The organism is Microbacterium sp. 2FI, assembly GCF_005502885.1.
In the GTDB taxonomy this organism is placed as follows: Bacteria; Actinomycetota; Actinomycetes; order Actinomycetales; family Microbacteriaceae; genus Microbacterium.
Window position 1 is genome coordinate 148,725 of sequence record NZ_SCMR01000007.1, and the last position, 14,728, is coordinate 163,452.

Sequence of the window (14,728 nt, forward strand, 5' to 3'; positions counted from 1 at the left end):
CCGGTGGGTGCGGCCCTCATGCGTGTCACTGTGCGCGTGTCAGCCCAGCAGCTTGGCCTTCGCGGCGGCGAACTCGTCGTCCGACAGGATTCCCTGGCTGTGGAGCGTGGCCAGCTGCGTCAGCTTGGCCATCATGTCGTCGGCCGGTGCGGCGGCGGCAGGTGCCGGAGCCGGGGGCGGCGGCGGGGCTGCGGCCTGAGCGTTGGCGACCGCCTGAGCGGCGGCGGCATCCATCGCCGCCTGCTGCTGCTGGGCCGCGTATGCCTGCTCCTGCTGCGAGTTGTACGCCTTCTCCTGCTGATGCCGGGCGACGCTTCCCGAGACCGCCGTGGCGGTGCCGGCGACGACGGCCGTGCGGGCGGCCATGCCGATGAGGCCGGGGCGGCCCCTTCTTCCGAGTGGCATTGTCTTCTCCTTCAGTCCTTCAGTCGGCGTTGTCTGCGAGGAACGCGTTCACGATGGGAGCGGGGATGCCCTCGCGCGCGATCACGGCGCCCCCCGCGTTGTAGAGCGCCGACGCGAACGCCTTCGCCCACAGCAGCTCGACGACGAGGATCGCCGCCGACGACCCCGGTGCGAGGCTCTCAGCGAGGTAGAGGATGTCTTCCTCGCCCGCGAGACCCGCCAGGTCGAGGGCGGGCACGCCGCCGTCGTCGGTCGTGTCGGACAGCTCGAGGATCTCGAGCTCGCCCTCGGGCGAACGCCGAGCGAACACGAGGTCGAGCACGTTCACAGTGCCCGCGGCCACCAGATCGTCGATCGCCGCGAGCACCGCGGGACCGGGCCGGTCGCCGTCGAAGCCGATCGCGTAGAGCTCGATGGGCCCGTAGTCGAATGTCGTCATCTGTTCCTCCTGGTTGTGGTCGGTGAGGTCAGCTCGCGAGGGCTTTGGCCTTCAGCGCGTCGAATTCGGCCTGCGTGACTGCGCCGGCATCCAGCAGCGACTTCGCCTTGGCGATGTCGTCGGCGGCGCTCGAGGTGCCTGCGGTCGCGCGGATGTAGGCATCCTGCTGGGACTGCATCGCCTGCATGGTCTCGGCCTGGCGGCGGGCCATGCCCGGGCCTCGCGCGATCAGGTAGATCAGCGCCGTGAGGAAGGGCACGAAGATCAGGAAGATGATCCAGGCGGCCTTGCCCCAGCCATTCAACTCGGAGTCGCGGAAGAGGTCGCCGAAGATCGAGAACAGCACCATCAGGTAGGAGATGAACACGAACGCCCAGAAGAACCAGGCGACCCAAGACCAGAGATCCATGACATTTCCCATCGTGAAGGGCGGGTCGGATGCCCGCCACTGTGTCGAAGCTACGTCCGGCGGCATCCGTCGACGTCACCCGGTGCGGGTGACACTACCGCGTCTGGGTTTCCACCGGGTTGACGGAGACGACCTCGATGTGGAGGCCGTCGAAAAGGGCGAGTAGTCCCAGCAGCTTCGCCTGGTCGGGGATCGCACCGACGACGCTCGTGAGTCCCTGCTCATCGGTGTCGACGGTGAAGCCGTCCAGCGCGGCGATCAGGTCGGGCCCGAGGCGCCCGCGAACCACCACTTCGACAGTCTGAGCGGTCATGTCGGCATCCTCTCCGCCTGCATTCTGACCGTGCGCCGTTCGCCCGGGCGTCACCCGTGTGGGATGATTCCGACAGTGCGAGCACTCCACCCCCGGACGGAGAGCGATATGGCTGCCAGCGGTGCGCGACGGATCCCTGGACACGCGATCGACCGGCCGGCGCTGCGATCCCAGTTGGATGCCGGGATCGAAGGGCCCCTGGTGCTCGTCGTCGCGCCCGCGGGATCGGGCAAGTCGGTCCTCCTGTCGCAGTGGGTGCGGAGTCGGTCCGACCTGCGCTTCGCGTGGCTCGACATCACCCCCGCCGACGTCGACGTCTCATTGTTCTCGCAGCGGCTGACAGCGGCGATCGCCGACGCTGCGCCCGGCGCGCCGGTGCCGTCGGCGCCGGTTGCGAACGCGGAGGGCGGCCTCGGTGAGGCGTACCTCGAAGAACTCGCCTACGGCCTCGCCGACGCGGGCGAGATCGTCCTCGTCTTCGACGACCTCGACCGGATCGCCGGGAGTCCGGTTCTCCCGGATCTGTGGCGGCTCGTCGACCTCCTGCCGCCGAACGCGCACGCCGTGTTCGCCTCGCGCATGGATCTCCAGCTCGGCTGGAGCCGCCACCGCCTCGAGCACGCGCTTGTCGAGATCCGTCAGCGCGAGCTCGCCTTCGACGACGACGAGACCGCGCGCGTGCTGGTCCGGATCATGAAGCGACCGGTAGCGGAGTCGACTGCAACGGCGGTCACGGCGCGCACCGAAGGCTGGGCGGTCGGCGTCCAGCTGGCCGCGCTGCGGCTCCGATTCGCCGATGATCCCGCCGCAGTCGTCGACGGCTTCGCCGGAACCGATCGCCTGGTCGTCGACTATCTCAGCGAAGAGGTGCTCGACGCGCAGAGCGCATCGCGGCGCACGTCGCTCACGAGGCTCTCGGTGCTCGAAGAGCTGTGCGCGGGCCTCGTCGAAGCGGTCGCGGGAGAGGCGGACGGCGCCGGGTTCCTCGAGGCGCTCGAGCACGACTCCATGTTCGTCATCGCCGATCCGGTTCGCCCGGGGTGGTTCCGCTTCCATCACCTGTTCCGAGACCTCCTGCGCTATCGCCTTCGCGCCGAGGACTCGCTCGCCGAGGGACGGCTGCTCACGGCGGCTGCCGACTGGCACCTCGCGCAGGGGGATCGCGCCGCCGCGATCGACGCGCTGCTGCGTGCCCGCCGCTGGGGTGCCGCGCTCGATCTCGTGCTCGTCGCAGGACGTGACGTGTACGAGGACGTCCGCACGTCGACCGTCGCGCGATGGCTCGCGCAGGTTCCCGCCGAGGTGCGTGCGCAGCGCACCGACGTCGTGCTGCTGACGGCGCTCGTCGAGGGGATGAACGGACGCGGGGCCTACGCCGCCGACACGTTCCGCGAGGTCATCGCGAGCGACGGGGCGACGGTGGGGGAGCGCCAGGTCGCCCGCGCCTACCTCGCCGTGTGCGTGCAGTTCCAGCCGCACCCGGAGCTCTACCTGGAGGCTGCCCGGCTTTCGCTGGAAGACCTGGCGGCCCACTCCGACGCCGAACTGCCCGACCTCATGGGGCTCACCTCGCGCTCGCTGCTGGTCACGGTGAGCACGGCCGCCCTCGGTCGCGCCCACTTCTTCCTCGGTGAGCTGGATGCCGCGCGCGCTGCCGTCGAAGCCGCGCTGGCAACGCCCGGCATCGCGTATACGCCGTATCGGGTGCACGCCCTCGGCAGCCTCGCGCTCGCCGAGGCATTCGACGGGGCGCTGAACGCCGCGGCGGCGCACGCTGACGAGGCCCTCGCCATCGCACGCGACTTCGATCTTCTGTCCCACCCCGCCCCCGCTGATGCCTACCTGGCGCGAGCGGTCGTGGCGATCCAGCGCGGCGAGCCCGACGACGGGGCGCTCGCACTGGCTGAGGGGGGCCTCCGGGCGGCGGCGAACGGTCGCACGCAGCTCATGTGGATCGCGCGCCTCGCTGCCAAGCTCATCGATCCGCTCGCACTCGATGCCGCAGCCGACGAACCCGCCGGCCCGCCCCCGCCGCTCGTGCGTGCCTCGATGATGGCCATCGAGCTGCGACGCGAGCGCCTGCGCGGAGTCTTCGTCGCGGCACCCATGCATCCTCGCCCGCCCGATTGGTCGCCGCTCGCCTTCGAGGAGGTGGCGGCCTTCCTCGCCGCGGGCCAGCCGAGCGCTGCGCGCGAACGGATGCCGCGGGCGGTCGCGCCCGAGCGCGCGACGCGGTCGGTTCTCCCCGCCATCAAGCAGGAGGTGCTCGAGGCCTGGACGCTGGCCCTCGAGGGGCGCGTGACCGAGGCGCGCGCACTTCTCGATGATGCGCTTCGCAGGGCCGAGCCGGAGTGGCTCGTGCATCCGTTCGTGCGGGCGGGGCCCGACGTCGCCGACCTCATCGACAAGCTGCCGGGCAATCCGACCGCTTTCCGTCGCTTCGTCGTGAAGCGCACGCGGGCCGCGTCCGGGAACGGGCGAGACCGGCTCGTGGAGGAGCTCACGCCACGCGAGCTCGAGATCCTCGCCTACCTCCCCACTCGGCTCACGATCTCCGACATCGCGGCGCGCTGCTTCGTCTCGACCAACACCGTCAAGACGCATGTCGGGCACATCTATCGCAAGCTCGATGTGCCCGGGCGGGATGCCGCCATCACCCGCGCCGTCGAACTCGGGCTGCTGGACGCGCACGAAATCGCCCGCGTGGGGTGAAGCGTCGCGCGTGAGATGCGCGCCATCATTTCCTCATGACTGTGCCGCTCGACCCCGCAGACCCGGCCGACACGCTCCCGGCCCCGCCGGATCCGCGCGCGCGGCCGTCGCGACTGGGCGTCCTCGCCGATCTCGACAAGCCGCTCGTGAGCGGCTTCCTCGTGACGCTTGGGGTGCTGGCCGCGCTTCTGCTCGGCAGCGCACTCGGGACGATCGGGACGATCATCGTCTACATCGTCCTGGCATTGTTCCTCGCTGTCGGACTCGATCCCATGGTCCGCCTGCTCGAGCGCCACGGCCGCAGCCGCCCCACGGGCATCGCGATCGTCTTCGGCAGCTTCACGCTCGTGTTCGCCGCGTTCCTCGTCTTCGTCCTGCCGCCCGTGATCGGCCAGGTGGCGCAGCTGTTCGAGCTCATTCCCGAGGCGATCTCCGGCATCCCCGACTCGCTGTGGTTCGCAGGCCTCACCCCCGACGCGCAGGCCGCGGTCACCGGCTTCATCGAGCAGCTGTCGGCGTGGGCGTCGAGCCCATCGACGATTGCGGCTCTCTCCGGCGGAGTGCTGCTGATCGGGGTCGGGTTCATCAGCGCCGTGTCTGCCGGCTTCATCGTCGTGGCGCTCACGCTCTACTTCCTCGCCTCGCTGTCGTCGATGAAGGAGGCGATGTACTCGCTGGCACCGGCGCACAGCCGCGCGCGCCTCGCCGACCTCACCGAGCGCATCACGTCGTCGGTCGGAAGCTCGCTCATCGGCTCGGTCACGCTGTCGACCTTCAATGCGGCGACCGTCTTCGTGCTCCACCTCGTCATCGGCCTGCCGTTCCCGGCGCTGATGGCGGTGGTCGCGTTCGTGATCACCCTCATCCCGTTGTTCGGCTCGGTGATCTTCTGGGTGCTGGCCTCGGTGATCGCGCTCTTCACGAGCCCGCTGCAGGCACTCATCTTCGCGATCGCCTACCTCATCTACATCCAGCTCGAGTCGTACGTCATCAGCCCGCGGGTCATGAACAAGGCGATCTCGATCCCGGCGGCCCTCGTGCTCATCGGCGCGCTCGTCGGCGGCGCGCTCATGGGCATCATCGGGGTGCTCGTCGCGCTCCCCGTCATGGCGTCGATCCTGCTCATCATCCGCGAGGTCGTCGTGCCGAAGCAGGATCTGAAGCTCTGACGCGCCTCAGCCGCCGTCGTTCACCCGATCCCGCCACTCCAGCAGCGGAGTGAGCGCGCTCAGGTCGTAGTCGGGTCCGTCGATCGCGGGGATGAGGAGGCGGAATCCGAGCGCGTGCAGGCGCGCCGGGGCATCGTCCTCGAGCAGCGGTCCGAACCCGCGGATCGTGAAGCCGGTCGACAGTTCGATCTCTGCCGGGTCGCGGCCTTCGCGCGCACACCACTCGTGGAGGACGCCGATCTTGCGCGGCATGTCGTCGAGCCGCGTGAAGGTGTGCCAGATGTCGGCGTGCTGAGCGACCAGCCGCAGCGTCTTGCGCTCACCCTGCCCGCCGATGAGGACCGGGATCCGGCGGGTCGGGGCCGGGTTCAGCCGGTCCCAGCGCGAGCGGATGCGGGGCAGGTCGGCGGCGAGTGCGTCGAGCCGCGAGCCCACGGTTCCGAATTCGTAGCCGTACGCGTCGTAGTCGGGCTCGGCCCAGCCGGACCCCGTGCCGAAGATCAGTCGCCCGGTGCCGGTGCCGCGCGCGCTGATGTGATCGACGGTCCGGGCCATGTCCGCCTGCAGATCGGGGTTTCGGTACGAGCTGCAGTTCACGAGCGGCCCGAACTGCACGCGCTCGGTGATCTCGGCCATCGCGGCGAGCACCGTCCACGCCTCGAAATGCTCGGCGTCCATCGGCTCGGTGAGCGGAAAGAAGTGGTCCCAGTTGAAGATCGCGTCGACGCCGAGATCCTCGGCGCGCAGCACCGCGTCGCGATACGCGGCGTACGAGCCGTGCTGCGGCGCGAGCTGCACCCCGATGCGGACGGGGCGGTGCGTGGCGGGGTGGTTCACGGGGTCTCGGGCCTTCCTCGAGTCGCTCAGGCGGGGTCGATGCGCAGCACCCCGGGGGTCTCGCCGACGGCGAGATCCTCGACGATGCGCACCGTGCGGGCGAGGTCGTCGATCGAGCCGACGACGATGCCGAAGCGCTCGCGGTCTGAGCACACGGCGGTGACCGTGACGAAGTGCGTGCCGGTGTCCCATGTGTAGGTCGCGAACGGCGGGGTGCGCGGATCGGCGGGGAGCGGCATCGCGAGCTTCTCGCCCACGCCCAGGTGCTGGCTTCGGAAAGACTCGGTGTCGTCGTACTCCATCGGCATCATGGCGCGCGAGGTGCGCAGCTGCGGTGTGGCCTCCTGCACCTGGGCCATCGCGACCAGCAGGTCGGGGTCGCTCTTCCAGACCCACACGAGCACACGTCCGGCGGCCTGCTTCATGAGGAACGGCGCCGCCTGACTCATCGTCCACGCGAGGAAGCCGCTGCCGCGCCGTTCGGTGTGACCCATAGCGCGATTGGCCTGGGTGAGCAGCATCCGGATCGCCGCCTTGCGATGGCGACGCCCGCGGATGCCGAGCGAATCGGTGACCGGAACCCAGAGCGTCGGGTCGGCGTCGGCCTGAAGTCGGGGCATGCCTCCAGCGTACGTGGCCCGGTGATCCGGCCCGCCGGGAGCCCCTCGGGTACAGTTGACTCCGCGCGTGAACACCCCTCGCCGCGCCGCCCCCCGCCGCACAGACAGGCCATCGACCCCGTGACCGATCCCGCGACGCCCGACGACACTTCCGCCGCCGGCGATGGTCCGCGCCCGTTGACGATCCTCATCGGCGCCGACACGTTCACGCCCCACGTCAACGGCGCAGCTCGCTTCGCCGAGCGCCTCGCCGCGGGGCTCGTCGCCCGCGGTCACGACGTGCACGTGCTCGCGCCCGGCAAGAGCCGCGCCCCGCACGGGACGTTCACGGAGGTCGTCGAGGGTCAGCCGATGACCGTTCACCGCGTTCCGTCGCACCGCTACTGGCCCCACGACTGGCTGACCTTCGTCTTCCCGTGGATGACCAAGCACTACTCGCGCAAGGCGCTGGCCTCGGTCGAGCCCGATGTCGTGCACATCCAGTCCCACATCAACCTCGGCCGGGGGCTTGCCCGCGAGACGCACAAGCGCGGCATCCCCCTCATCGCGACGAACCACGTGATGCCCGAGAACGTGCTCGACTTCACGACGCTCCCGCCGATCCTGGACACGTACGCGATCAAGATCCTGTGGGCGGATGCCAAGCGCACCTTCGACCTCACTCGGGCGGTCACGACCCCGACGCGCCGGGCCGCCGACTTCCTCGAGTCGACGATCGACATCACGAACGTGATCCCGATCAGCTGCGGGATCGAGGCCGGCAACTACACCGCCGACCTCACGCCGCGCGATGCGAATCGGATCGTCTTCGTCGGGCGCCTCACCACCGAGAAGCAGATCGACGTCGTCCTGCGGGCCATCACGAAGCTCGACCCCGCGCTCGATGTCACCTTCGACATCGTCGGCAACGGCGACCAGCGGCGCAACCTCGAGCACCTGACGAAGGAGCTCGGCCTGAGCGATCGCGTCACCTTCCACGGTCACACCACCGACGAGGAGCTCAAGGGCTGCCTCACCAACGCCAGCGCGTTCGTGATCGCCTCGATCGCCGAGCTGCAGTCGATCGCGACGATGGAAGCGATGGCCTCGGGCCTGCCGATCGTCGCGGCCGACGCGGTGGCGCTGCCGCATCTCGTGCACGACGGCGAGAACGGGTTCCTCTTCACGCCGGGTGATGTCGACGACCTCGCGGCGAAGCTCACCACGGTCCTCACCCAGACGCCCGAGGCGCGCCTCGCCATGCAGCAGGCCTCGCTCGATGGGGTCAAGGTGCACGACATGCAGCGCACTCTCGACACCTTCGAGGCGCTGTACCGGGGCGACCCGCTGCCGGAGTAGCCGCCCGTGCACGTCGTGATGTTCGGCGATCAGCACGTCGAGACGCTCGGCGGTGCTCAGGTCTCGATGCGGCTGCAGCGGCGCTTCCTCGAGCTCGCCGGCCACACCGTCACGATCGTGGCTCCCGCGGTGCACGGACCGCGCGGGCGGTCGATCGCAGCCGACGCCGCGTACGTCGACCTGCCGTCGATGCCGGTGACCCTCGACCGCGAGTACTCGATGTCGTGGCCGGGGAAGCGCACGGATCGCGGACTGGATGCTGCGATGCACGAGCGTCCGAGGCCCGACCTCGTGCATATCCAGGCCGACTTCTGGGGCGCGCTCATCGGCTACCGCTTCGCGGCGCGCCACGGCCTGCCGGTCGTCCACACGATGCACAACCGGCTCGACGTCGGCATCGAGGCGACGACGCCGTTCCCCGGTCTCGTCCTGCGGGTGCTGGGCGCCTGGCAGCGCGGTTCGCTCGGCACCGTGAAGACGGGCTCGGACGGCTGGTCGTACCTGCGCGGGCTCGCATCTCAGGCCTCCGCCGTCACCGCGCCCTCGTCGCACTTCGCCACTCGACTCGAGGAGCACGGGGTCTTCCCCCGGGTCGACGTCGTCTGGAACGGCATCGACGATGCGATCCTCGACGAGGTGCTCGCTGAGGATGCCGGGGAGCGCGACCCCGGCCGCCCGCGGTTCGTGTGGCTCGGGCGCATGAGTCCCGAGAAGCGGCTGCTGCCGTTCCTCGAGGCGGTCGCGCAATCGGGTGTGGATGCCGAGGTCGAGGTGATCGGCGGCGGCGGCCAGCTGCGCGCGGCGCGCCGGCTGGTCGCGAAGACCGCGCCCCGGGCGAACGTGCGGTTCGCCGGACGGCTCACCTACGCCGGGACGCTGCGTCGGATCGCCGCGGCCGACGCCGTCGTCCAGACCTCGATCGGCTTCGAGACGCAGGGCATGACGATCTTCGAGGCGGCGTCGCTCGGGACGCCCTCGATCGTGAGCGACCCGGATCTGGCGGCCGAGCTGGGCTCGGGTCTGTGGCGGGTGGGGACGGATGCCGCGCCCGACGAGTCGGTCGAAGCGCTCGCCGCAGCGCTGCGTGAGGCCGCAGCAGACATCGCCGCCGGGCGTGCGCCGGCGGTCGACCCGTCTATCCGCGAGCGCTTCCGCCAGTCGTCGCGGACGGCCGCGATGATCGAGGTCTACGAGCGGGTCAGCGCGCACTGACGCGCCGCTTCAGGGGAGGCGCGACCAGTCGGTGGGAATGCGACGGTAGCCGTCGTTGCGGAGTGCCGCGATCGTCGAGGCGATCGCGGCCGTGGACAGAGCTGCAATGAGAATCACCATGAACATGGCAGAAACGCTACGCTTGCGTCATCCCTGCCACGAGTGGCAGGATGGACACAGTTAGACTGATTACTGCCATCGGAGATCACCATGAAGACCGTCGCCGTCATCGTCCAGCACGGATTCGCCCCGTTCGAGTTCGGGCTCGCGTGCGAGGCCTTCGGGCTCGATCGCTCGAGCGACGGCATCCCGAACTTCGACTTCCGCATCGTCACGCCCGAGCCGGGGGCGATCTCGAGCAACATCGGCTTCTCGATCAACGTCGAGCACGACCTGGCGTTCGCCGACGAAGCCGATCTCGTCGTGGTGACCCCGATCCCGCGCTCGTCGTGGGGGAGTGCCGACGAGCGCGTCTCGGCGGTGGTGCGCCGCGCGGTGGCGCGTGATGCGTGGGTGCTCACCGTCTGCAGCGGCGCCTTCGCGGTGGCGGCCTCGGGCGTGCTCGACGGCCGCCGGGCGACCACCCACTGGATGTATGCCGACACCATGGCCGCGATGTACCCGGCGATCGAGGTCGACCCCGACGTGCTCTACGTGCAGGACGGCCGCATCATCACGAGCGCCGGCACCGCAGCGGGGCTCGACGCGTGCCTGCACCTGCTGCGGCAGGAGCTCGGCGCCGAGCTCACGAACAAGATCGCGCGCCGCATGGTCGTCTCGCCGCAGCGCGATGGAGGCCAGGCGCAGTTCATCGACAAGCCGCTCCCGCAGGTCGCGTCGCTCTCGCTCGCGCCCGTGACCGACTGGATGCTCGAGAACCTGCGTCTCGAGCTCACCGTCGACCAGCTCGCAGCGAAGGCGCACATGTCGCCGCGCACCTTCGCCCGTCGGTTCAAGGCCGACTTCGGCGCCACGCCGGCGGCCTGGCTCGCGCGGCAGCGCATCATCCACGCGCAGCGCCTGCTCGAGAAGACCGACCTCGGTCTCGACCGCATCGCCTACGAGGCCGGATTCGGGTCGGCAGCGGTCCTCCGCCAGAACTTCGCGCGCGTGCTCGACACCACCCCGACGGCGTATCGCGCACGGTTCTCGTGCACGCTTCCGACCGCGGGGGAGCGCGAGCACGCCGCAATGCCGGCACTCGCCCCCGTCGCCTGACACGCGTCCGAGCCCCTTCGCGACGGGCCGTTCGCTAGCGTGTGACCGTGGCGCTCAATCCGCGGACGTGGTTCACGCGCAAGACCCTGCGCAAGGACGCCGTCGCGGGGCTCATCCTCGGCGTCGAGGCCGTGCCCGACGGGCTGGCGGCGGGGCTTCTCGCCGGAGTCAATCCGCTCGCCGGACTCTACGGCTATCTGTTCGGCATGGTCGGGGCGGCGGTGTTCACCAGCAGCGCCTTCATGGCGGTGCAGGCGACGAGCGCGATGGCCCTCGTCGTCGCGGACGCCGAACTCGGAAGCCTCCCCGACCCCGACCGCGGCCTGTTCACGCTCGCGATCCTCACCGGCATCGTGATGGCTGTCGCGGGGATCGCCCGCGCGGGACGCCTCGTGAGCTTCGTGCCCACGGCGGTCATGACCGGCTTCATCACCGCGATCGGGGTGAACATCGTGCTCGGGCAGCTTTCGAACTTCACCGGCTACCAGGCACAGGGCCCGAACCGTCTGCTCAAGACCGTGGACGTGCTGATCCACATCGGTCAGTGGAGCCTGCCCTCCCTCGTCGTCGGGGTGATCGCGGTGCTCGTGATCGTGGTCCTCCTGCCGACCCGGGTGGGGAGCCTCGGCCTCGTCATCGCGGTCGTGGTCGGCTCGGTGTGCGCGGTGATCCTCAACACGTGGGTACAGAGCTCGGTCGTGCTGCTGCGCGACCTCGTCGATGTGCCACGGGGCCTTCCCGCCCCTGTGCTCCCGGATCTCACCGCGGTGCCGGCGCTGCTGCTTCCCGCGCTGTCGCTCGCCTTCGTCGGCCTCGTGCAGGGGGCTGCCGTCTCGGCCGGCATCCCGACGAAGGACGGCAGGCCCGCCGACGCCAACCGCGACTTCCTCGGCCAGGGCGTCGGAAACCTGGTGTCGGGCATATTCCAGGGGATGCCGGTGGGCGGATCCATGTCGGGGTCGTCGCTCATCGTGCAGTCCGGCGCCCGCTCGCGCGCCGCGCTGTTCATCGCCGGCGCGGTGATGGCCGCAGTCGTCTTCGTCGCCTCGGATCTCGTTGCGTTCGTCGCGATGCCGGCACTCGCGGGGCTCTTGATCGTGGTCGGGTTCCGCGCGATCAAGCCGAGTCGCGTGTACTCGGTCGTGAAGTCGGGCCCGCTGCAGACGGCCATCATGGCCGTGACGTTCGGCCTCACCCTCATCATCCCGCTGCAGTTCGCGGTGCTGGTCGGCGTCGGCCTCGGTGTCATCCTCTTCGTCGCCGAGCAGTCCAACCGGGTGCGGGTGCGCGCGGTGCGCCTCGAGCGCGACGGGCGGCTGCGCGAGTCCGATCCGCCGGCGGTCGTGCCGCCCGACGCGGTGCTCGTGCTCCAGCCGTACGGCAGCCTCTTCTTCGCCAGCGCGCCTGTCTTCGAGCGGCAGCTGCCGGCGGTTAGCCGCGAGTCGCACAACGCCGTCGTGATCGTGCGACTGCGCGGCACCGATCAGATCGGCCTGTCGCTCGTCGACGTACTCCGCAGGCTCGCTCACCAGCTTGCGGACGCCGATTCGAGCCTCAAGGTCGTGGCCTCCGAGGCGCGGGTCATCGACCAACTGGCCGCCGGCGGGCTGATCGACGACATCGGCGAGCGCAACGTCTACCGCGGCACCGAGTGGGTCGGCGAGACCCTGCGCCGCGCCTACGCCGATGCGCTCGCCGAGATCGACGCCCGCAGGTAGCGGTGCTAAACTTGAGTCGTCACGGCTCAACTTTGTGAATCGCGACGCCCCACGACTTCAGGAGAACCATGAACGCCACGCAGAACCCCGGGCAGGAGGAATCGCAGAGTCCTCTCGAGCAGTTCGGGATCAACCTCACCGACCGTGCCCGCCAGGGCAAGCTCGACCCCGTCATCGGACGCGACAGCGAGATCCGCCGCGTCAGCCAGGTGCTCACCCGCCGCACCAAGAACAACCCCGTGCTCATCGGCGAGCCCGGTGTCGGCAAGACCGCCGTCGTCGAGGGTCTCGCCCAGCGCATCGTCGCGGGAGACGTCGCCGAGTCGCTCAAGGGCAAAGAGCTCGTCACCCTCGACATCTCGGCCCTCGTCGCCGGTGCCATGTACCGCGGCCAGTTCGAGGAGCGCCTCAAGAGCGTCCTCAAGGAGATCACCGAGTCGGACGGCCGCATCATCACGTTCATCGACGAGCTGCACGTGCTGATGGGCGCGGGCGGCGGCGAAGGCTCGGTCGCGGCGTCCAACATGCTCAAGCCCATGCTCGCCCGCGGCGAGCTGCGTCTCATCGGTGCGACCACGCTCAACGAGTACCGCGAGTTCATCGAGAAGGATGCCGCCCTCGAGCGCCGCTTCCAGCAGGTGTACGTCGGCGAGCCCAGCGTCGAAGACACCGTCGCGATCCTGCGCGGACTCAAGGAGCGGTACGAGGCCCACCACAAGGTGGCGATCGCGGATGCCGCGCTCGTGGCCGCGGCATCCCTCTCGCATCGCTACATCCCTTCGCGCCAGCTGCCCGACAAGGCCATCGATCTCATCGACGAGGCCGCTTCGCGCCTGCGCATGGAGATCGACTCCGCACCCCTCGAGATCGACGAGCTGCGCCGCCACGTCGACCGGCTGAAGCTCGAGGAGCTGGCACTGAAGAAGGAGAAGGACGCAGCCTCGAAGGAGCGGCTCGCGGCGCTGCGCGAACTCCTCGGCGCCGAGCAGTCGCGGCTCGACGACCTGCAGGCCCGATGGGAGCGCGAGCGCGCCTCGCTCAACCGCGTCGGCGACCTCAAGACCAAGCTCGACGCCGCCCGAATGGAGGCCGAGCGTGCTCAGCGCGAGGGCAACCTCGAGAAGGCGTCGCGTCTGCTGTACGCCGACATCCCGGCGCTGGAGCGGCAGCTCGTGGACGCCGAGCGCGATGAGCCCGCGGGTGACCGCATGGTCAACGACCAGGTCACCGACGAAGACATCGCCGCCGTCATCGCGGCGTGGACCGGCATTCCGGTCGGGCGCCTGCTGCAGGGCGAGACCGAGAAGCTGCTGCACCTCGAGTCCGAGCTCGGCAAGCGCCTCATCGGCCAGAAGGAGGCCGTGAAGGCCGTGTCCGACGCGGTGCGCCGCTCGCGCGCGGGCATCAGTGACCCTGGTCGTCCGACCGGCTCATTCCTCTTCCTCGGCCCGACCGGTGTCGGCAAGACCGAGCTCGCGAAGGCGCTGGCGGAGTTCCTCTTCGACGACGAGCACGCCATGGTGCGCATCGACATGTCGGAGTACGGCGAGAAGCACTCCGTGTCGCGCCTGGTCGGCGCCCCTCCGGGTTATATCGGGTACGAGCAGGGCGGCCAGCTCACCGAGGCCGTGCGCCGCCGGCCCTACTCGGTGGTCCTGCTGGATGAGGTCGAGAAGGCCCACCCCGAGGTGTTCGACGTGCTGTTGCAGGTCATGGATGACGGGCGCCTCACCGACGGCCAGGGTCGCACGGTCGACTTCACGAACGTGATCCTGGTGCTCACCTCGAACCTCGGCTCGCCGATCCTGATCGACCCGACGCTGTCGATCGAGCAGAAGCGCGAGCAGGTGCAGGGGCTCGTGCGCCAGGCGTTCAAGCCCGAGTTCATCAACCGACTCGACGACATCGTGATCTTCCAGGCGCTCACCGAAGACGACCTCGCCCAGATCGTCGAGCTCGCGGTGTTCGCGTTGCAGCGGAGGCTCAAGGACCGCCGGCTCTCGCTCGCGGTGACGCCCGACGCGCGCACGTGGCTAGCCGAACGCGGCTACGACCCCGTGTTCGGGGCGCGGCCGCTGCGTAGGCTCATCCAGTCCGAGATCCAGGACAGCCTCGCGATGGCGATCCTCGGCGGCGGCGTGCGCGACGGCGACGTCGTGCGCGTGGACGTGGCCGCGGACGGCTCGGGCCTCACGCTCGTGAGCGAGGGTCAGTAGTTCCCGCGGCCGCCTCTTCCCCGCCGAGTGCACGGCATCCCGCCGAGTGCACGACCTGCCCGCGCCGGTAACCCGTGCGCTCGGCGGCAACCCGTGCACTCGGTGACAGGTGGGGCGGGGGC

The 14,728-nt window shown here is 69.9% G+C and carries 13 protein-coding genes; 7 read left to right on the forward strand and 6 right to left on the reverse strand.

Going from position 1 to position 14,728, the window contains the following annotated elements:
* Window positions 1-39: 39 nt before the first annotated feature.
* The 4 genes from FFS15_RS08375 to FFS15_RS08390 form a co-directional block, all read right to left on the reverse strand.
* Window positions 40-405 carry an SHOCT domain-containing protein gene (locus FFS15_RS08375; protein ID WP_137844552.1) on the reverse strand — a complete coding sequence of 122 codons (366 nt, stop codon included), beginning with the start codon at window positions 403-405 and terminating at the stop codon, window positions 40-42.
* 19 nt (window positions 406-424) lie between these two features.
* Window positions 425-844 carry a DUF6325 family protein gene (locus tag FFS15_RS08380; protein ID WP_137844553.1) on the reverse strand — a complete coding sequence of 140 codons (420 nt, stop codon included), beginning with the start codon at window positions 842-844 and terminating at the stop codon, window positions 425-427.
* A gap of 28 nt (window positions 845-872) precedes the next feature.
* Window positions 873-1,253 (reverse strand): SHOCT domain-containing protein, encoded by a 381-nt coding sequence (locus FFS15_RS08385; protein ID WP_137844554.1) that lies wholly within the window; start codon window positions 1,251-1,253, stop codon window positions 873-875.
* Between the two features lie 94 nt (window positions 1,254-1,347).
* Window positions 1,348-1,566, reverse strand: coding sequence for a hypothetical protein (locus FFS15_RS08390; RefSeq protein WP_137844555.1), 219 nt, complete (start codon window positions 1,564-1,566; stop codon window positions 1,348-1,350).
* Window positions 1,567-1,674: 108 nt separating this feature from the next.
* On the opposite strand from FFS15_RS08390, the gene FFS15_RS08395 reads away from it, so the two are divergent.
* Together FFS15_RS08395 and FFS15_RS08400 are read left to right on the forward strand one after the other, a co-directional pair.
* Window positions 1,675-4,278: a LuxR C-terminal-related transcriptional regulator gene (locus FFS15_RS08395; RefSeq protein WP_137844556.1), complete on the forward strand. Its 2,604-nt coding sequence runs from the start codon at window positions 1,675-1,677 to the stop codon at window positions 4,276-4,278.
* Between the two features lie 35 nt (window positions 4,279-4,313).
* The gene (locus FFS15_RS08400) at window positions 4,314-5,447 is read left to right on the forward strand and encodes an AI-2E family transporter (RefSeq protein WP_137844557.1); all 1,134 of its coding nucleotides are present in this window, start codon (window positions 4,314-4,316) and stop codon (window positions 5,445-5,447) included.
* A gap of 6 nt (window positions 5,448-5,453) precedes the next feature.
* Here the strand turns inward: FFS15_RS08400 and FFS15_RS08405 are convergent, their stop codons facing one another.
* Entirely contained in the window at window positions 5,454-6,284 is an 831-nt protein-coding gene (locus FFS15_RS08405; RefSeq protein WP_137844558.1) for an LLM class F420-dependent oxidoreductase, read from the reverse strand.
* Between the two features lie 26 nt (window positions 6,285-6,310).
* Entirely contained in the window at window positions 6,311-6,904 is a 594-nt protein-coding gene (locus FFS15_RS08410) for a hypothetical protein (RefSeq protein WP_137844559.1), read from the reverse strand.
* A gap of 120 nt (window positions 6,905-7,024) precedes the next feature.
* Here FFS15_RS08410 and FFS15_RS08415 point away from each other — a divergent pair, with 120 nt between their 5' ends.
* From FFS15_RS08415 to FFS15_RS08435, 5 genes are all read left to right on the forward strand, one after another.
* Entirely contained in the window at window positions 7,025-8,242 is a 1,218-nt protein-coding gene (locus FFS15_RS08415; protein WP_137844560.1) for a glycosyltransferase, read from the forward strand.
* A gap of 6 nt (window positions 8,243-8,248) precedes the next feature.
* The gene (locus FFS15_RS08420) at window positions 8,249-9,454 is read left to right on the forward strand and encodes a glycosyltransferase (protein WP_137844561.1); all 1,206 of its coding nucleotides are present in this window, start codon (window positions 8,249-8,251) and stop codon (window positions 9,452-9,454) included.
* 210 nt (window positions 9,455-9,664) lie between these two features.
* Window positions 9,665-10,672 carry a helix-turn-helix domain-containing protein gene (locus FFS15_RS08425; protein ID WP_137844562.1) on the forward strand — a complete coding sequence of 336 codons (1,008 nt, stop codon included), beginning with the start codon at window positions 9,665-9,667 and terminating at the stop codon, window positions 10,670-10,672.
* A 47-nt stretch (window positions 10,673-10,719) separates the two neighbouring features.
* Window positions 10,720-12,390 (forward strand): SulP family inorganic anion transporter, encoded by a 1,671-nt coding sequence (locus FFS15_RS08430; RefSeq protein ID WP_137844563.1) that lies wholly within the window; start codon window positions 10,720-10,722, stop codon window positions 12,388-12,390.
* Window positions 12,391-12,458: 68 nt separating this feature from the next.
* On the forward strand, window positions 12,459-14,606 hold the full coding sequence (locus FFS15_RS08435; protein ID WP_137844564.1) for an AAA family ATPase: 2,148 nt from the start codon (window positions 12,459-12,461) through the stop codon (window positions 14,604-14,606).
* The last annotated feature ends 122 nt before the right edge of the window (window positions 14,607-14,728 follow it).

Coding starts and splice junctions, on each gene's coding strand:
- FFS15_RS08375 (WP_137844552.1), bottom strand. CDS start 405: ATGCCACTCGGAAGAAGGGGCCGCCCCGGCCTCATCGGCATGGCCGCC.
- FFS15_RS08380 (WP_137844553.1), bottom strand. CDS start 844: ATGACGACATTCGACTACGGGCCCATCGAGCTCTACGCGATCGGCTTC.
- FFS15_RS08385 (WP_137844554.1), bottom strand. CDS start 1,253: ATGGATCTCTGGTCTTGGGTCGCCTGGTTCTTCTGGGCGTTCGTGTTC.
- FFS15_RS08390 (WP_137844555.1), bottom strand. CDS start 1,566: ATGACCGCTCAGACTGTCGAAGTGGTGGTTCGCGGGCGCCTCGGGCCC.
- FFS15_RS08395 (WP_137844556.1), top strand. CDS start 1,675: ATGGCTGCCAGCGGTGCGCGACGGATCCCTGGACACGCGATCGACCGG.
- FFS15_RS08400 (WP_137844557.1), top strand. CDS start 4,314: ATGACTGTGCCGCTCGACCCCGCAGACCCGGCCGACACGCTCCCGGCC.
- FFS15_RS08410 (WP_137844559.1), bottom strand. CDS start 6,904: ATGCCCCGACTTCAGGCCGACGCCGACCCGACGCTCTGGGTTCCGGTC.
- FFS15_RS08425 (WP_137844562.1), top strand. CDS start 9,665: ATGAAGACCGTCGCCGTCATCGTCCAGCACGGATTCGCCCCGTTCGAG.
- FFS15_RS08435 (WP_137844564.1), top strand. CDS start 12,459: ATGAACGCCACGCAGAACCCCGGGCAGGAGGAATCGCAGAGTCCTCTC.